The following is a 17,251-nucleotide window of genomic DNA, read 5'->3' on the forward strand; positions in this document are numbered from 1 at the left end:
CCCCCATGCTCCAACTCCGCCCCAACTGCGAATGCTGCGACAAAGACCTGCCCCCGGGCAGCTCCAACGCGCGCATCTGCTCGTTTGAATGCACCTTCTGCAGCGACTGCGCCAGCACGCGTTTGAAGAACGTGTGCCCCAACTGTGGCGGCGAGTTGGTGGCGCGCCCGCGCCGGCCTGAAGCCAAGCTCGCAGCCAACCCAGCCAGCACCGAGCGGGTGTTGAAGCCTGCGGGGTGTGGGGCGAGTTAGGGCCTTGCCGCGCGGCGCTTGTCTTTCTATGCTGCCTCCGGGCCACATGCAGCCCTAAACCAGGAGACCCACGATGAGCACCCCACCCACCCGACTCGTGCTGCTGGTGGCCACACGCAAAGGCGCTTGGCTCTTTCATGGCGACGCCCAGCGCCGGCACTGGCGGGTGGACGGCCCGCACTTTTTAGGCCACACCCTCAGCCACCTGCAGCTAGACGCACGCGACGGCCGCACCCTGCTGGCGGCGGCCCGCACCGGCCACCTGGGGCCGACGGTTTTCCGCTCAACAGACCTGGGCCACACTTGGACCGAAGCCCGCCGCCCACCGGCCTTTGCGCAACCCACGCCCAACACCCCGGGCCAGAGCCTGGCGGGCCGCAGCGTGGACCACACGTTTTGGCTCACGCCTGGCCACGCCAGCCAGCCGGGGCGCTGGTATGCCGGCACCTCGCCGCAGGGCCTGTTCCGCAGTGACGATGGCGGCGACACCTGGGTGCCGCTGCCCGCCATCAATGACGACCCCACCTTCCGCGAATGGATGGGCACGGTGCAAGACGGCACGCCCGACGGTCCCAAGCTGCACTCCCTGATCGTGGACCCGCGTGACCCCGAACACCTGATCTTTGGCATGTCGGGCGGTGGCGTGCATGAGTCCAAAGACGGTGGCCAAAGCTGGCACACGCTGATTGACGGCATGGAGGTGGTGGAAGGTGTGGACCCGACCGATGTCTCGGCCCACGACCCGCACTGCATCCGCCAGTGCCCCAGCCAGCCCGACCGGCTCTACCAACAAAACCACTGCGGCATCTACCGGCTGGACCGCCCCAGCACCCGCTGGCAGCGCATTGGCCGCGCCATGCCGCCAGAGGTGGGCGACATTGGCTTTCCCATGGTGGTGCACCCCTATGATGCCGACACGGCCTGGGTCTTCCCCATGGATGGCACCGATGTCTGGCCGCGCACCGCCCCAGCGGGCCGCCCAGCCGCCTATGTCACTCACGATGCAGGCGCCAGCTGGCAGCGCCAAGACCAAGGCCTGCCTGCTGAGCAAGCCTGGTGGACGATCAAGCGCCAGGCCATGACCATCGACACCCTGCAGCCCGCGCCCGCGCTTTACGTGGGCACCACCAGCGGCGAGCTGTGGATAGGGCGAGATGGCGGCCAACAGTGGGAGAACATCGCTCGCCATCTGCCCGAGATTTATGCCGTCGAGGCTGCCATCCTGCCGTGACGGCCAATCAAGACATCGACAACATGTCTACTGAGCCCGCCCTCCAGGTGCTGCTGCCCGCCGCACTCTGCTCCTACACGGGCAGTACCCGCGTGCAGGCTCGGGGTGCCAGCCTGCATGCCCTGTTTGCCGACCTCGACGCACGTTTTCCCGGCCTGCGCTTTCGGGTGGTGGACGAACAGCAGCAACTGCGACCCAACATGCGCATCTTCGTCAACGGCCGCGCGGTGCGCGACCTGGCCTGCGCCCTGAAAGAGGGCGACGAGGTGGCGGTGCTGTTGGCCTTGAGTGGGGGCTAACTGGAGCCGGCGCAATTTCTGGAATCGCGCCATGCCACCTCAATATCGCGCCACTTTTTAGCGCGTGCTCTCATCCCTCGACGTGCTGCTCAAATTCCGGCAGCCTGACACCGGATCGAGCGCCTGCGTGTTGTTCGCCAAAACCATAGGATCTTCACGATGCATGTATTGAGAGTCATGACCGTTGCGGACTACGAGGCCGTCATGGCCTTGATGATTTCAACGCCCGGTGTCAGCTTCAGAGACGCTGATTCGCGAGACGCCACAGCACGGCATCTGGAGCGAAATCCGGGCTTGAGTTTCGTGGCTGTGGTCGAGGACCAGATCGTGGGCTGCATCATGTCCGGGCACGACGGCAGACGCGGGTACCTGCAGCACTTGGTCGTGCACCCCAACCATCGCCGGTCTGGCCTGGGCAAGCAGCTAGTGGAAGCCTGCCTGCAGGGTCTTGCGACACTGGGCATCGCCAAGTCTCACATTGATGTCTTTCGCACCAATACCCTGGGCCAGAAGTTTTGGGAGGCCACGGGCTGGAAGGTTCGCGATGACATCGTCCGCTTCTCCTTCATTCAGGGCACAAGCGAGAACGCTTGACGCCTGGCCCCCCGCATTAAACGCGCTGGATGGGCACAGCCTTCTCGGGGAGAAGACTTTGGATTGCAGATGTATAACACTTGCTATACATTTCGGCCATGAGCCGTTCCGCCACCCTGCCTCCCATTCGAATCGCCCCTGACACCAAAGCCAGCCTAGAGGCGGTGCTGAGGGAAGGCGAGTCACTGACGCAATTCATTGAGAACGCCGTGTGCAAGGAGGCCGCGTTCCGCGCCGAGCAGAACGCCGCCATCGTCCGGGCCAAGAAGGCCTTGCGCCAGGCCGACAAGGGCACGGGCTTGCTGAGCATGGAAGACCTGATGGGGGGCATGGAGCAGCGCGCGAAGGCGGCGCAGCTTCGCATTCGTGCGGCCGCTGTGGCCAAAGGCCAGCGAGACGCTGAGTGAGCGAGCGCTTCCGGCTTGTGCCGACCGTCAACTTTGACACGGACATCTCGCGGCTGGAGGACCACATTGTTCTGCGCGAGTTGTCGAGCGATACGCCCGACGAAACCTGCCTCTTTCGCTTTCAAGAAGTGCTGATGCGCGGCCTGGGCATCCTCAGCTTTGCACCCCACACTTGCCGCCGGTCAGAGGCTGACAAGGCGTTCCGAGAATTGATCATCCCTTTTGGACATGGCGGTTGTGTCGTGCTGTTTGCGATACGAGGTAGCGAGGTGCTGTTGCTTGCTGCCAGGGACCAGCACGAGCAGGACTTTCGATGAAACGATTTGAACCACGCGATGGCCTCTTCGCCATGCTCAGCCTGGTGGCCACATTGGCCGCTGCGCAAGCGGCACCACCCCCCACGCACTTCCAAGCCCTGCGCCTGAGCGCCGAGGACGCCCCGGTGCGCTTGGATGGCCGCTTGGATGATGGCGTGTGGCAGCGCGCCGCGCGGCACCGCTACTTTGCGCAGCGCTCGCCCACCGCCAATGGCGTGGTACCCGACGGCTTGCGCACCGAGGTGCAGGTGGTGGTGGACGACAAAGCCCTGATCTTTGGCGTGCGCGCCTGGGACACGCAAGGGCCGCAGGTGATGTTGAGCCGGCGCGATGGCGTGCAGGCCGACCAAGACTTCATTGGAGTGTGGTTAGACACCACCGGCCGCCGCGAGGCCGCCGTGTTTGTGAAGGCGGGCCTAGCCGGGGTGGTGACCGATGGGCTGTACCGCGCGGCCGACGATGAAGACGACCTGGGGCCGGACTTCCCCGTCGAAGTGGCCGTGGCCCGGCTGGATGACGGCTACAGCTTAGAGATGCGCTGGCCGCTGGCCGCCCTGCGCTACCCCTTTGACAGCGAGGTGCCTTGGGGCTTGGTGGTGGCGCGCGCCGTGCCCCGCGCCGACAACCTGCTCTTGATCAGCCAGAAGGCCGACCCTGAGGCCCTCAGCTTCATCAACCACATGCTGCCGCTGGAAGGCCTGGCCGAGACCTTGCAGCAGCACCGCAGCCAGCGCATCACCGCGGTGCGCGCCGAGTGGACGCTGCGCCAATCGCGGGAGGCGGGTCAGCGCCAAGGTGAAGGCTCGCTGGGCGTAGAAGCACTGTGGCGGCCGCGGGCGGATTGGGTGTTCAACACCACCTTGAACCCCGACTTTGCGCAGGTCGAGATCGACGCGCCCCAAGGCCGGGGCAACCGCTCTGTGGCCATTCAACTGCCTGAGAAACGCAGTTATTTCTTGGAAAGCGCCGACGTGCTGGGCCTGACCGCCCCGGCCTTCTACTCGCGCACCGTGGCCGACCCGCGTTGGGGCGTGCGCAGCACCTGGCGCGGTGCGCAGGCTGACGCCACGGCCCTTGTGCTGGAGGACCGCGCCGGGGCCGTGGCCCTGCGCGGCCGCCCTTGGGGCACCGAGGCCTGGCAGCTCAACGCGCCCAGCAGCTCCACCCTGCTGCGGGCCCGCTGGCAGGCCGAGGACCGCACCGTGGGCCTGATGGCCGCCGAGCGCAAGGTCACGGACCAGCAAGCCAACCGCGTCTGGGGTGTGGACGGCCTGGAGCGCCACAACGCCGGCGACACCCACCTGCAAGGCCGCTGGCACGCGCTGTTGAGCGAGAACAGCGTTGCCGTGGATGAACAAGGCCTGACCCGCGCCCGCTACGGCTCGCCCGAGCGCGGCGCGCGCCTGTGGGCACAGGGCACGCAGAGCACCCCTGACTGGTTCAACTATGCCGAGGCGAGCTGGGTCAGCCCAGAGTATGTGAACCTGCAGGGCTTCTCCCCCCAAGCCGGGCTGTGGCATGCCAAGTTGGAGCTGAACCGCCGCCTGGGTGAGCAGACCTTGCCGCTCGGCCAAGAGGGCCTGACCCTCTATGAAACCGAATGGCACCTGGGGCTGGAGGAATCTCGCAGCCTGCGCGACCACAGCCAAGCCGAGCCCGGTGGTGAAGTGATCCACCGCGGTGTGCGGGTGGGCGGCTGGCTGCGGGCACCAGGGCGCACGGTGGTGTGGGCCAATGTGGGGCCAGACCAGCAGCGCGCCCGCAGTGGTGGCCTGCTGCACGCCACGCCCAATCTGCAGGGTGGGCTAGAGACCTCGCCCTGGCCTTGGCTGACCCGCTTGAGCGCCAACGGCAGTTGGGGCCGGATGCTGGACACCGAGCTGGACCGCCTGGGCACCGGCGGCTGGTGGGCCGTGGAGGCCAAGACGCGCTGGGCCCTGCCCGGCGGCCAAAGCCTGGAGCTGGACCCTGTGTTCACCGGCCTGCGCATTGGCGCAGAGGCGGGCCAACCCGGCCTGCAAGACCTGGGCTGGCAAGTCTTGGCGCTATGGCACCTGGACGGCCAGCGCAGCCTGCGCGCCATCGTGCAGCAAGAGCGCAGCCAACGCAGCGCGGCAGGCGCGCTGCCCGGCAGCCTGAGCCAGAACCAACACCGCTCGCTGATGTGGCGCCAGCGCCTGAACCCGCAATGGCAAGTCAGCCTGGGCTTGCAGTGGGATGCAAGTACCGGCCAAGCGACGCGGCGCGAGGCCTTTGCCAAGCTGCAGTGGGATAGCGGGCTGTAAGGCTGACCGCTTGAGTGATGCTGCGGGCTTGTCGGCCCGCACCACTCAGCGGCGTGGCCTCATCACTGCAGAGGCAGCATGTCGCGGTCGTTGGGGTAGGCCAAGCTGCCGTCTTTTCGGAAGCGCTTGGGTGCACGCATGGACTCTTCAAGCGCCATCTTTTCAAGGTCAGCCCAGGCGGCATTCACGGGTGGCTTCCAGTCGCAATCCCCCAGCTTCACCAGCTTGGTGTTGCCGCGCGCAAACCAATTGCCATAGGCGCCATCTTCGACCCATTCCTGCCAGTGGCCATAGCCTTCCATCTTGCTGGTGACTTTGCTCCATGTCATGGCGTCTTTGCCCGCACCGGTCCAGAAGTCGCCAATCATGTGCACTTGATTGCCTTCCTCGGTGTAGCGTCCGATCCAGCGGTTGTAGGTGGTGCTGTACCACAGGCCTTGGCTGTGGGTGCCCATGGTGGGGCCTTGCAGCATGCAGATGTTTTGCGTGGCCCACTGCGTGTGGGTGTTTGAGGTGTCGTCAAAGAAGGTGATCGACCACAGCGTTGCGTTGCCGCCCACCGGATCGACGGCGGGCAGGTGTGGTGGGGCGGCCCAGGTCAGCCCACTCAACAGTGTGCCTAGTGCTGCAGCCAACAGTTTTGTCTTCATGATGTGTTCCCTTGTGAAAGCAGCCCGATGACGAGCATCGCTGGGCTCAGCGAGTCGTCGTCACGTCATCGGCAGGGCTGCGAGCACCGACACCCAGAGGCTAGGTGTGAGGGCCAGAAAACACTCTCCAGAACCCTAGGGGTTAGATACCCCTAAGGGCAGCCGCTCAGGCCCGCATCAGCTTCAGCGCAGTGGCTGCGCCGGTATAGCCAGGCAGTACGGTGTTCATAGCGCTGTCTGGCAAGCGAAGGTGCTGGGCCATGGTGGCCGCAATCACGTCGCGGAAGTCGGTGGTGATGGCCAGGTCGCGGCCGTCGTGCAGGGCTCGGCTCTCTAGGCCGGGCCACTCGCCGTGCACCTTGCCGCCGTGCACACGCCCCCCCGCCAGCATCATCACATTGCCGTGGCCGTGGTCGGTGCCGCCGGTGCCGTTCTGGCGCACGGTGCGGCCAAACTCGGACATCACCATCACCGCGGTGTCTTGCCACACTGGCCCCAGGCCTTGAGCCAGTTCAGCCAAGCCCCGGCCCAGCGGCTCTAGGCGCTGGGCCAAGCGGCCCTTGACGGTGCCTTGGGCCGAATGGGTGTCCCAGCCGCCCAGGGCCAAAAAGGCCATTTGCACGCGCGGGTCGTTGCGCATCACTTGGCTCAGGCGGGCGGCGTCGTCGGGCAGGCCATTGGGCAGGGGAGCACCACGGTCCACGGCAGCCATGTCCGGGCCGTGGTCGTCCTCCATGGAGGCCCGCACTTCCTGGCGAGCTTGCTGGGCTTCACGGTAGGCGCGGCCCATGGCGTCGTCGTTGCCGTAAAGCTTTTCAAAGGCACTGGCCACACGGGGCTTGTCCAGCACACCAGGCCGGGCCACCGCCGCCACCGAGGGCAGGTTGGCGATGTTGTAGCGGCCTTGGCAGATGCGCGGCAACACTGCACCCACGCTGACAGCGCGTGAGGCCGAGGTGCCCACCACGGGGCTGGCAGGCCAGGCCTGCATCAGACGGTTGAGCCAGCCGTCTTGGGTGGTCTTGCGGCCGGGCGTGGCGGTCTCCATATAGTCTTGCGCATCAAAGTGAGAGCGCGTCGGGTCGTGTGAGCCGCTGGCCTGCACAAAGCCCAGTTGGCCCTTTTGCCACAGCGGCATCAGCGGCGCCAACGCAGGGTGCAAGCCGAAGCGGCCATCCAGGTCCAACAGGCCATCGGCACTGCCGGGCTTGGCCATTGCAAGGTCTGGTCGGGAGCGGGCGTAGTCGGGGTCGGTGTAAGGGGCAACCACGCTCAGGCCGTCCATGGCGCCGCGCAGCAAGATCACCACCAGTCGGGGCTGAGCGGGCTGGGCGCCTGGGCGGGCCATGGCCATGGCATGTCTGCCCACCGGGAACCAGAGCGCGGAGCCAAGGGCCGCAGCCTTGAGAAGATCACGTCTTTGCATGGTGCTATTCCTTACGAGCTTGCTAGGACTCAGTAACGCATGAAATCAGGGCTGCCCAAGACCATGGCGGCGCGCAAGGCCGGCTCGGATTGCTCCAGCACGGCTCGGGTCTTGGGGCTGATGGCTGGGCCCAGCGTCTTGAGCAGGGCGTCGGCATCGACCGCGCCCCAGAACCGGCTGTTGCCCACACGGGCAGCCTTGTCTTCGAGATTGGTCACGCGGCCCTCGCCCTTATTGGCCTTGGTGGGTTTTTCGCCTTTGTCGCCTTTGCGGGGCTTGTCACCCATATCACGCATGTCGGGCTCATCGTCGTCTTGCTGCAGTTCAGGCAGGCGCCCCGACGCGAAGGCGGTGGCAAAGCTGACCCGAGATTGAAGCGCATCTGGGCTGAGCCAGACCTGCTCGGTGTACTTGTAGCCATCTGGCGTGGGGCTGCCAAAGAGGGGCATGCCCAGGCGCTGCAACACCGCCACCAAGGGGCGCACCTCAACGTCCTGGGTGTCACAAGCGCGCAAGGTCGAGAGCACGTAGCGATAAGGCGGCTTGAACTTACTGCCTTGCGCGCTATTCGCCGCAAACTCTGGGCTCTCAAGCAGTGCGCGGGTCACGGCCTTCAAGTCGCCGTCGGTCTGGGTGAAGCGGGCGGCGAGCTTGTCCACCAGGCTCGCGGGGGGCTCATCCGCCACGAAATACTGCGCCAGTTTGCGGCTGATATGCCGCGCCGTGGAGGGATGCTTGGCCAGTACATCCAGCGCCAGCTCACCCTCGTCTTGACCCTGGGGCTTGATGCGGCGACCCAGCCATTCTTTTTCGCCAGCATCGTGGCGGCTGGGCGCGAACTGAAACACCGAATCGTCACCCTCGGGTCGCATGTTCAAGCCCCATCCGGTGAAGATACGGGCCAGCTCCGTCACGTCGCGCTGGGTGTAGCCGCCGTCCACCCCCAGGGTGTGCAGCTCCATCAACTCGCGGGCGTAGTTTTCATTCAGGCCACTGGGCTTCTTGGGCTGATCGGCTTTGGCGCGTGCCCCCTGCGCAGCGCCACCCACCGACATCCAGTTGTCCAGGTAGAACAGCATGGCCGGGTGCTTGGCGGTGGCACCCAGCATGTCTCTGAAGCGGCCCAGCACGAAGGGCCGAATGGCCTGTTGCTCATAGTTGCCCATCAGCACTCGGCACATGCCTTTGCCGATGAAGACGTTGAAGTGGTTGAACCAAAACTCCACCAAGACTTCTTCCAACTGCCGCGGGCTGTGCAGGGCGCGCAGGATGCGGGCTTCGGCCGCCTCCAAGCCCACCTGTCGAGCGAGGTCGAACTTTTGGGTCATGCCCTTGGGCTCATCTTGCTGCCTGGCTTGCCGCGCCACTTTGCCCGCGCGACGATACTTCTCGATCAAATCCGCTTGGCTCCAGCTCAGGGTCTTGAAACCGGCCAGGGCGCTGGTCAGCACGGCCGGAGCAGGCAAGCGCTGGGGTTCAAGCTGCTCGTTGACATAGGCTTGCCAGCCTTGTTGGCTCAAGCGTGTCAACTGACCGGGTGTAGGGCCATAGCCTAGGCGCTGGCTGAGGTGCAGGGCAGATGCAGATGCGGAAGAGGCACTGCCCTGGGCCCAGGCTGATGCCGCCCCAAATGGCAGCAGGCCACCCGCAGTGCTGGCCAATGCCCAACGCAAGGCGCTACGGCGAGTGAGGTGGACTTGAGACATAAGCACAGGCTCCCTGAAACGAAACTCTGCCTTGTATAACGGCAGCATGGGTCGAGATGGTGACACAGCTATGTTGCCCTTGTGCAAAGCGTCACCCCTGCGTCTAGCAACCCCCCTCACAATACCCACGTCATGCAAAGACGCCAGCTCCTCCGCTCCAGCACACAAGCCTTGGCCGTAAGCAGCCTGCTGCCCTGGGCGCCATCCGCCCCAGCTCAGGCCCAAGCCGCCCCTTGGGCCACGCCTGCGCCGCTCACGCCTGTCTGGGCGCGGCCCGACCGCATCATTGCCGTGGCCTGCTGCACCCGGCCGTTTCGGGCCCAAGGCCCGCGCATTGAAACCCAGCGCCTGGGCCGCCACACCGTGGTGCACAACTACGGCCATGGCGGCGCGGGCTGGTCGCTCTCTTGGGGTTCGGCCCAGCAGGCACTGCGCTTGGTGCGGGCCACCGGGGCGACACGGCTGGGGGTGATTGGCTGCGGCGCCATCGGTTTGACCACCGCGCGCTTGGCGCAAATGGCGGGCTTGCGCGTGCGCATCTACTGCGCCGAGCGGCCGCCTGAGGTGCGGTCCTCGGCCGCCACGGGTGTGTGGTCACCCGAATCTCGCATCTGCACCGAGGCGCAAGCCACCCCCGCCTTCACACGCCAGTGGGAGGCCATGGCGCGCTTCTCCTTCCAGCGCTTTCAGAGCCTGCTGGGCCTGGCGGGCGAACCGGTGATGTGGCAAGACGGCTACTTTCTCTCGGACGTGCCTTTTGACGCCGATCTGGCGTCGGTGCCCGCGCATGACGAAGAGCCGGACTACCCCGACCTGGAAGACCTGATCGGCGATATCCGCCCGCGCTCAGTGTTGCTGCAGCCGCAACAACACCCGTTCTCCGTGCCACATGTGCGCCGCTATACCCAGATGGTCTTCAACCTGCCGGCCTATACCGAGTGGCTGATGAACGGCTTTATGCGCGACGGCGGCGAGATCATCACCCGCCGCTTTGAACACCCGCGCCAACTCAGCAGCCTGCCCGAACCCACCCTGGTGAATGCCACCGGCTGGGGCGCCCGCGCCCTGTGGGGCGACGACAGCCTGATCCCGGTGCGTGGCCAAACCGCCCGCCTGGTGCCGCAAGCCGGGGTGAACTACGGCCTGCAATGGCGCGGCCACAACCTCTTCATGGTCAGCCGCAAAGACGGCATCTTGGTGCAAGCCCAATCGGTAGGTGATTGGGGCAACGCCGATGCCACACCCGACCGCGCGGCTTCGGTGGCGGCGGTGGAGCGGCTGGCGGGCTTGTTCAGGCCTGGCTGAGACCGTTCAGGTGGCAGCCCCAAACTCTTCCGTATCAATCTCCGCCTGCGTCGCCGAGTTGTAGCGCGTGCCCTGCACCGTGTGCTGATTGATGGCCGCCGCCAAGCACGCCAGATGCGCTTCTGAAAGGGCGATGCGGCTGGCCGCGAGGTTGTCGCTCAGATGTTGCGGGTGGGTGGTGCCGGGGATGGGAATGATGTGCTTGCCCTGGTGCAGCAGCCAGGCCAAAGCCACCTGCGCCACGGTGCAGCCCAACTCGGCGGCCAGGGCCTGCACAGGGGCCAGCAAGCCGAGGTTGGCCGCATAGTGGACGGGTGCAAAGCGGGGCATGCTGCGGCGGATGTCTTTGGCGTCCAGCTTGCTCACGTCAGTTAGGCTGCCCAGAAAGCCGCGCGCCACCGGGCTGAAGGCCACAAAGGCCACGCCCAGCTCGCGGCAGGTTTGCAGCACGGCGATCTCGGGGTTGCGGGTCCACAGCGAATACTCCGACTGCAGAGCCGCGATGGGGTGCACGGCATGGGCGCGGCGCAAGGTGGTGGCCGAGACTTCAGACAGGCCCAAGGCGCGGACCTTGCCCTCGGCCACCAGGCGGGACATCTCGCCCACCGACTCTTCAATCGGCACGCGCTTGTCCCAGCGGTGCAGGTAGTAGAGGTCGATCACGTCCGTGCCCAAGCGGCGCAGGCTGTCTTCGCAGTTTCGGCGCAGGGCTTCAGGGCGGCCGTCAATGACGCGGGTGGTCTGACCATCCGCGCCCGTCATCCCCGCCATGCCACCTTTGCTGCACAGGGTGATGCGCTGCCTGAAGGGCTTGAGAGACGGCCCCACCAGCAACTCATTGGCCCCAAAGCCATAGAGCGCAGCGGTGTCGAACAGGGTGTAGCCCTCGTCCAGCGCCTGCTGCAGCAAAGCCCGCGCCTGCTCGGCGCTAGGCGGTGCGCCATAAGCATGGCTGAGGTTCATGCAGCCCAGGCCGATGGGGCTGACTTGGAAGGCGCCGAGGGGGCGGTGTGTCATGGGGAAAACTTGTGCAGCAAGGCGCTGCACAAGCGCGGTGACTGTGTTGATGGGGACGGATTGTGGGACACAGCCGTCCCTCCATCGCGTCGATCACCCCTGCAACTGCTGCTCCAACTGATGCAGCACCCGATAGCAGGGCAGCACTTGGGCAATGCTGGCATTGGGCTCGCGGCCTTCGCGGATGGCGGCAAAGAATTCGCGGTCTTGCAGCTCGATGCCGTTCATGCTGACCGCCACTTGGCTGACGTCGATCTTTTCTTCTTTGCCGTTGAACAGATCATCGTAACGGGCGATGTAAGTGCCGCTGTCGCCGATGTAGCGGAAGAAGGTGCCCAGCGGGCCGTCGTTGTTGAAGGACAGGCTCAGGGTGCAGATGGCACCATTGGCGGCCTTGAGCTGAATGCTCATGTCCATGGCAATGCCCAGGGTGGGGTGGATCGGCCCTTGCAGCGCGTTGGCTTGCACGACCGGGCTGCCGCATTGGTAAGCGAACAGGTCCACCGTGTGGGCGGCGTGGTGCCACAGCAGGTGGTCTGTCCAGCTGCGCGGTTGGCCCAGCGCGTTCATGTTGGTGCGGCGGAAGAAGTAGGTCTGCACATCCATTTGCTGGATGTTGAACTCGCCCGCCTTGATCTTGCCGTTGACCCATTGGTGGCTGGGGTTGAAGCGGCGGGTGTGGCCGCACATGGCGACCAAGCCCGTTTGCTGCTGCACACGCAGCACCTCTTCGCCCTCAGCCAGCATGTCGCACAGCGGGATCTCCACCTGCACATGCTTGCCCGCCTTCATGCAGGCGATGGCTTGGGCTGCGTGCATTTGGGTGGGGGTGCAGAGGATGACGGCGTCGACCTCGGGCAGGGCCAGCGCGTCATCCAACTCGGTACTGACATGGGCAATGCCGTACTTGTTGGCGACCTCACGGGTCTTGTCCAGCTCACGGCTGACCAGCGAAACCACTTCAACGCCGTCAATGTTCTGGATGCCGTCCAAGTGCTTGATGCCAAAGGCACCAGCGCCAGCGAGGGCGACTTTGAGGGTTCGGGTCATGTCAGTTGTTTTCCAAGATCAGGTGGCCCACCGCCGTGTTGGAGGCCGGCACATGGAAGAAGCGATGCTTGAGCGTAGGGGCCGGGCCACCGGCCACGTCGGCCATGGCACCGCGCGCAATCAGCCACATCACGAGTTCAATGCCTTCGGAGCCGGCTTCACGCACGTACTCGATGTGCGGCACTTGGGCCAGGCCTGCAGGGTCGGCAATGAGGCGGTCGAGGAAAGCATTGTCCCAAGGCTTGTTGATCAGGCCGGCACGCGCGCCTTGCAGTTGGTGGCTCATGCCGCCCGTGCCCCAGATCTGCACATTGAGGTCTTCATCAAAGCTCTCCACCGCGCGGCGCAGGGCTTGGCCAAGGGCAAAGCAGCGGGCGCCCGAGGGCACCGGGTACTGCACCACATTGACGTGGAAGGGGATGACCTTGAAGGGCCAAGCGCCGCCGGGCATGGGCGGGTTGTCGCACATCAGAGAGAGCGGCACGGTCAGGCCGTGGTCTACCTTCATGGCATTGCACAGGGTCAGGTCAAAGTCTTGCTGGATGACGGACTGTGCGATGTGTGCGGCCAGCTCAGGGTGGCCATAGACCGTGGGCAGCGGGCGCGGGCCCCAGCCTTCATCGGCGATGGGGAACTCGGCCCCGCAGCCCAGCGCAAAGGTGGGGATCAACTCCAGGCTGAAATTGGTGGCATGGTCGTTATAGACCAAGAAGACCACATCAGGTTTGTTGTCCTTCATCCACTGCTTGGAAAACTCGTAGCCCGCAAACAGTGGCTGCCAATAGGGCTCTTGGGTCTTGCCCTGGTCCACGGCCACGCCAATGGCGGGCACGTGCGAGGTGTAGACGGAGGCGGTGATGCGTGCCATGGTGTGTGTCAATCCTTGTTGCGACCCGCCGCACCTTGGGGCTGGCGGTGGGGTTGGGCGTCGCCGTCTTCGCCCAGATAACGATTGCCTTCAGGAGACCGGCCACCGGCCATCATCATGGCGCGGTACTCGGTTTCCGTCATGCCCGTCATGGAGCCGGCCATCTGCTGGAAGGACAGGCCATCGGTGGCGCCGATGCGGGCCAGGAAGTAGATGTTGCCGCCCTCACGCATGCAGGCATTCAAGTCTCGCGCCAGCACGGCCAGCTTTTGCGCCTCGGTCAGCGGCCATTCGTCGAGCACGGCGCGCTCGTTGGCTTTGAATCGGGCGCGGTTCTCGGGCTTCATCAGCGAGTGGCAGAACTGGTTCAGCCAATAGCCTTTGCGGGATTCCTCGGCATCGAAAATGATGGTGCCGGGCACGTCTTTGTAGGGTTTATCTAGGGCCATAGGGTCTCCTTATGAAAGTGGAATCGCCGCCGGGCCGCCCCAAGGCGATTCACGCCCCCTCGGGGGGCAGCGCGCCGCGCAGCGGCAGAGCGTGGGGGTCAAGAGACTCGCCGCCGGGCCGCCCCAAGGCGATTCGCGCCCCCGCGGGGGGCAGCGACCCGCGCAGCGGCGGAGCGTGGGGGTCAACATCCTTCCTCGGGCCAATAGAGCCGCATGGGGTTGTCCACCAAGAGCTTGTGCTGCAGCTCAGCGGTGGGTGCAATGTGGGGAATGAAGTCCACCAGCAGGCCGTCGTCGGGCATGTGGTCTTTGAGATTGGGGTGGGGCCAGTCGGTGCCCCAGAGCACGCGGTCGGGAAACTCTTGCACCACGCGGCGGGCAAAGGGCAGCACGTCGCGATAGGCCGCCAATTCGCCATTCAAGGCCTTGGGGCCGGTGACGGACAGGCGCTCGGGGCAGCTGACCTTGCTCCACACATTCGGGTGCTGGCGCATGAACTTTAAGAACAGCTCAAACTCGGGGCCGTCGACAGGCTTGCTCACATCGGGGCGGCCCATGTGGTCCACCACCACGGTGGTGGGCAAGGCGGTGAAGAAGTCCCACAACTCGGGCAGGTCCACCGCCTCGAAGTAGATGACCACATGCCAGCCCAGCTTGGCGATGCGGCCGGCAATCTCCATCAGCTCGTCTTTGGGCGTGAAGTCGACCAGGCGCTTGACGAAGTTGAAGCGCACACCGCGCACACCCGCCGCGTGCATGGCTTGCAGCTCGGCGTCGCTGACACTGCGCCGCACCGTGGCCACGCCGCGCGCTTGGCCACCCGAGGCCACGCAGGCATCCAGCATGGCGCGGTTGTCGGCGCCGTGGCAGGTGGCCTGAACAATGACGTTACGCGCAAAGCCCAGGTGATCGCGCAGCGCAAAGAGCTGGGCCTTGCTGGCATCACAAGGCGTGTACTTGCGCTCTGGGGCATAAGGGAACTCGGCCCCGGGGCCGAACACATGGCAGTGGGCATCCACGGCGCCTGCGGGCAATTGGAAGTGCGGCTTGGCGGGGCCGTCAAACCAGTCCAGCCAGCCGCTGGTTTTCTGGAAATCGCCCGAGGTGGTTCGGCTCATGGGTGCTTGGGTGGGGCTAGGGTGAATGGGGCGGCAGGGCCGCCCCGGTGAGGGGCGCGCGAGACTCAGTCCAGCGAGGACTTGGTGCGGGCCACGATGTCCGCAGCCTTGGCGGTCTCGGACTTGATGAAGGCCAGGAACTGGTCGCGGGTGACCGGGAACTGCTCATAGCCAAAGGCAGCGTAGCGGTCCTTCATGTCGGGCTCGGCCAGGGCAGCGTCGATGTCGCGCTGGATCTTGTCGGCCACAGCCTTGGGCAGGCCTTTGGGCGAGGCCACCATGGTCCAGCCAGTCACCTCATAGCCTGCCGGGCCACCCGACTCGGCCACCGTGGGCACGTCGGGGAAGGCAGGGTGGCGCTTAGGGCCAGTGACGGCAATGAACTTGAGTCGGCCTGCACGCTGCATCGGGCCTGCGGTGGCCAGCGAGCCCAAGGCCCAGTCCATTTCATTGGTGGCGACTGCCGTGTAGAGCATGGCGGTTTCTTTGTAGATCACGTGCTGCATCTGGGTGCCGGTCATGGCCTCTAGCAGGGCCGAGCCCAGGTGCACCGGGTTGCCCACCGACCACGAGCCGTAGTTCAACTTGCCGGGGTTAGCTTTGGCATCGGCCACGATGTCGCCCACGGTTTTGTACTTGCTGCCAGCACCCACGCCCACAAAGAAGTAGGTGCGGAAGAGTGGCGCCACAGGCTCGAAGTCCTTGGCCGGGTCATAGGGCAGCTTCTTGAACAGCGAGGGGTAGGTGGTGAGGTGCACGTTGTCGAGCTGGATCAGCTCATGCCCATCGGGGTTGGCGCGCTTCCAAGCGTCGATGGCGATGAAGCCATTGGCGCCCGGCTTGTTTTCAATCACCACGGGTTGGCCCCATTTCTTTTGCAGCTTTTCAGCCAGCACGCGCAGCGCCGCCTCAGGGCCAGCACCCGGCGGGAAGGGCGTGATGATGCGCACCGCCTTGGTGGGGAAGTCTTGCGCTTGCACGCTGGGGGCCAGTAAGGCCAGTGCGGTGGTGGCTACGGCCAGGGCCTTGAGAACGAAGGTCATGCGGTTTGTCTCCTGCAAATGAACACGGTGGAAAAAGTAAAACGTCGGTGTCTCGGTTTTCTTGTTGTCAGTCGATGTAGCGCAGCCCCGCGGCGGCCAGGGGCTCTCGCATCTTGTACATGTCCAGGCCCAGCACGCCCGAAGCCAGCTTGGCGCGCTTCTCGGCCTCAAAGCTTTCGCGCTTGGCAGCGGCCTCGGCCACTTGCACGGCGCGTGCGGCGGGCACGCAGACCACACCGTCATCGTCGGCCACGATGGCGTCACCCGGTTGCACCGACATGCCAGCGCAGACGATGGGAATATTGACCGAACCCAAGGTGGCCTTGATGCAACCCTTGGACGAGATGGCACGGCTCCAGACCGGGAAGTTCATGGCTTGCAGGGTCTTCACGTCACGCACCCCGGCGTCAATGATCAAGGCCCGCGCGCCGCGCGCCTGGAAGCTGGTAGCCAGCAGGTCGCCAAAGTAGCCATCTGTGCACTCTGAGGTGATGGCCGCGACCACCACGTCGCCAGGCTGGATCTGCTCTGCCGCCACATGCAGCATCCAGTTGTCGCCGGGTTGCAGCAGCACGGTCACTGCGGTGCCCGAGACCTGTGCGCCCGGGTAGATGGGCCGCATATAAGGCTTCAACAGGCCGACGCGGCCCATGGCCTCGTGCACAGTGGCACTGCCCAGTGCGGCCATGGCGTCGGTGGCTGCGCGGTCAGCGCGGGTGATGTTGCGATACACAACGCCGAGTTCATACATGGTCCATCTCTCCTTCTTTCAGGCTCTGTTCCTCTGTGTCTCTGTGTCTCTGTGGCGGTCTTCTAAAGCCCGCGCGAGGTCAGCAAGGCATCCAAGCGCCCAAACACGCGGCGGGCATTGCCCTCAAAGACCTGGTAACGCTCATCCTCAGTCAAATTGGGCGTGGCATTCACATAACGCTTGGTGTCGTCGAAGTAGTGGCCGGTTTCAGGGTCCACACCACGCACCGCCCCAATCATCTCTGAGGCAAACAAGATGTTCTTGACCGGGATGACTTTGGTGAGCAGGTCGATGCCCGGCTGGTGGTAGACGCAGGTGTCGAAGAAGATGTTGTTCAGCAGGTGCTCTTGCAGCAACGGCTTCTTCAACTCTTGCGCCAAGCCCCGGAAGCGGCCCCAGTGATAAGGCACCGCGCCACCGCCATGGGGAATCAAGAACTTCAGCGTTGGGAAGTCTTTGAACAAATCGCTGGTCAGGCACTGCA

General features: G+C 65.0%; 19 protein-coding genes. 8 read left to right on the plus strand and 11 right to left on the minus strand.

Annotation, left to right across the window (positions count from 1 at the left end; all coding sequences use genetic code 11):
- Nucleotides 1-5: 5 nt before the first annotated feature.
- The 7 genes from ACIQ3Q_RS17535 to ACIQ3Q_RS17565 all read left to right on the plus strand — a co-directional run bounded on the left by ACIQ3Q_RS17535 (nucleotide 6) and on the right by ACIQ3Q_RS17565 (nucleotide 5,384).
- Nucleotides 6-251, plus strand: coding sequence for a DUF1272 domain-containing protein (locus tag ACIQ3Q_RS17535; protein ID WP_396270465.1), 246 nt, complete (start codon nucleotides 6-8; stop codon nucleotides 249-251).
- Nucleotides 252-324: 73 nt separating this feature from the next.
- A complete protein-coding gene (locus ACIQ3Q_RS17540) occupies nucleotides 325-1,482 on the plus strand; it encodes a glycosyl hydrolase (RefSeq protein ID WP_396270466.1) in 1,158 nt (385 codons plus the stop codon).
- A 23-nt stretch (nucleotides 1,483-1,505) separates the two neighbouring features.
- A complete protein-coding gene (locus ACIQ3Q_RS17545) occupies nucleotides 1,506-1,781 on the plus strand; it encodes a MoaD/ThiS family protein (protein ID WP_396270467.1) in 276 nt (91 codons plus the stop codon).
- A 177-nt stretch (nucleotides 1,782-1,958) separates the two neighbouring features.
- Complete coding sequence (locus ACIQ3Q_RS17550) at nucleotides 1,959-2,375, plus strand: GNAT family N-acetyltransferase (protein WP_396270468.1); 417 nt, start codon at nucleotides 1,959-1,961, stop codon at nucleotides 2,373-2,375.
- 98 nt (nucleotides 2,376-2,473) lie between these two features.
- Nucleotides 2,474-2,782 (plus strand): YlcI/YnfO family protein, encoded by a 309-nt coding sequence (locus ACIQ3Q_RS17555; RefSeq protein WP_396270469.1) that lies wholly within the window; start codon nucleotides 2,474-2,476, stop codon nucleotides 2,780-2,782.
- Nucleotides 2,779-3,099, plus strand: a complete 321-nt coding sequence (locus ACIQ3Q_RS17560; RefSeq protein WP_396270470.1) for a type II toxin-antitoxin system RelE/ParE family toxin — start codon at nucleotides 2,779-2,781, stop codon at nucleotides 3,097-3,099. Before ACIQ3Q_RS17555 ends, ACIQ3Q_RS17560 begins: the two co-directional genes overlap by 4 nt.
- A complete protein-coding gene (locus ACIQ3Q_RS17565) occupies nucleotides 3,096-5,384 on the plus strand; it encodes a hypothetical protein (protein ID WP_396270471.1) in 2,289 nt (762 codons plus the stop codon). The genes ACIQ3Q_RS17560 and ACIQ3Q_RS17565 overlap by 4 nt, the downstream gene beginning before the upstream one ends.
- 62 nt (nucleotides 5,385-5,446) lie before the next feature.
- Here the strand turns inward: ACIQ3Q_RS17565 and ACIQ3Q_RS17570 are convergent, their stop codons facing one another.
- From ACIQ3Q_RS17570 to ACIQ3Q_RS17580, 3 genes are all read right to left on the minus strand, one after another.
- Nucleotides 5,447-6,034 (minus strand): hypothetical protein, encoded by a 588-nt coding sequence (locus ACIQ3Q_RS17570; RefSeq protein ID WP_396270472.1) that lies wholly within the window; start codon nucleotides 6,032-6,034, stop codon nucleotides 5,447-5,449.
- Between the two features lie 166 nt (nucleotides 6,035-6,200).
- Entirely contained in the window at nucleotides 6,201-7,460 is a 1,260-nt protein-coding gene (locus ACIQ3Q_RS17575) for a DUF1501 domain-containing protein (protein ID WP_396270473.1), read from the minus strand.
- Nucleotides 7,461-7,489: 29 nt separating this feature from the next.
- Nucleotides 7,490-9,166: a DUF1800 domain-containing protein gene (locus tag ACIQ3Q_RS17580; protein WP_396270474.1), complete on the minus strand. Its 1,677-nt coding sequence runs from the start codon at nucleotides 9,164-9,166 to the stop codon at nucleotides 7,490-7,492.
- Between the two features lie 132 nt (nucleotides 9,167-9,298).
- On the opposite strand from ACIQ3Q_RS17580, the gene ACIQ3Q_RS17585 reads away from it, so the two are divergent.
- On the plus strand, nucleotides 9,299-10,471 hold the full coding sequence (locus ACIQ3Q_RS17585) for an FAD-dependent oxidoreductase (protein ID WP_396270475.1): 1,173 nt from the start codon (nucleotides 9,299-9,301) through the stop codon (nucleotides 10,469-10,471).
- A gap of 6 nt (nucleotides 10,472-10,477) precedes the next feature.
- On the opposite strand, the gene ACIQ3Q_RS17590 is transcribed toward ACIQ3Q_RS17585, so the two are convergent.
- The 8 genes from ACIQ3Q_RS17590 to ACIQ3Q_RS17625 form a co-directional block, all read right to left on the minus strand.
- A complete protein-coding gene (locus ACIQ3Q_RS17590) occupies nucleotides 10,478-11,488 on the minus strand; it encodes an aldo/keto reductase (RefSeq protein ID WP_396270476.1) in 1,011 nt (336 codons plus the stop codon).
- Between the two features lie 93 nt (nucleotides 11,489-11,581).
- Complete coding sequence (locus ACIQ3Q_RS17595; protein ID WP_396270477.1) at nucleotides 11,582-12,538, minus strand: Gfo/Idh/MocA family oxidoreductase; 957 nt, start codon at nucleotides 12,536-12,538, stop codon at nucleotides 11,582-11,584.
- Between the two features lies 1 nt (nucleotide 12,539).
- Nucleotides 12,540-13,406, minus strand: coding sequence for a class III extradiol dioxygenase subunit beta (locus ACIQ3Q_RS17600; RefSeq protein WP_396270478.1), 867 nt, complete (start codon nucleotides 13,404-13,406; stop codon nucleotides 12,540-12,542).
- Between the two features lie 8 nt (nucleotides 13,407-13,414).
- The gene (ligA, locus tag ACIQ3Q_RS17605; protein ID WP_396270479.1) at nucleotides 13,415-13,855 is read right to left on the minus strand and encodes a protocatechuate 4,5-dioxygenase subunit alpha; all 441 of its coding nucleotides are present in this window, start codon (nucleotides 13,853-13,855) and stop codon (nucleotides 13,415-13,417) included.
- A 182-nt stretch (nucleotides 13,856-14,037) separates the two neighbouring features.
- Nucleotides 14,038-14,973, minus strand: a complete 936-nt coding sequence (locus ACIQ3Q_RS17610) for an amidohydrolase family protein (RefSeq protein WP_396270480.1) — start codon at nucleotides 14,971-14,973, stop codon at nucleotides 14,038-14,040.
- A 65-nt stretch (nucleotides 14,974-15,038) separates the two neighbouring features.
- Complete coding sequence (locus ACIQ3Q_RS17615; RefSeq protein ID WP_396270481.1) at nucleotides 15,039-16,016, minus strand: Bug family tripartite tricarboxylate transporter substrate binding protein; 978 nt, start codon at nucleotides 16,014-16,016, stop codon at nucleotides 15,039-15,041.
- Between the two features lie 67 nt (nucleotides 16,017-16,083).
- A complete protein-coding gene (gene ligK / locus ACIQ3Q_RS17620; protein ID WP_396270482.1) occupies nucleotides 16,084-16,767 on the minus strand; it encodes a 4-carboxy-4-hydroxy-2-oxoadipate aldolase/oxaloacetate decarboxylase in 684 nt (227 codons plus the stop codon).
- A 62-nt stretch (nucleotides 16,768-16,829) separates the two neighbouring features.
- Nucleotides 16,830-17,251 (minus strand): amidohydrolase family protein (locus tag ACIQ3Q_RS17625; protein WP_396270483.1); only part of this gene is annotated, 422 nt, incomplete at its 5' end.

It is taken from the genome of Ideonella sp., from assembly GCF_044358605.1.
In the GTDB taxonomy this organism is placed as follows: domain Bacteria; phylum Pseudomonadota; class Gammaproteobacteria; order Burkholderiales; family Burkholderiaceae_C; genus Ideonella.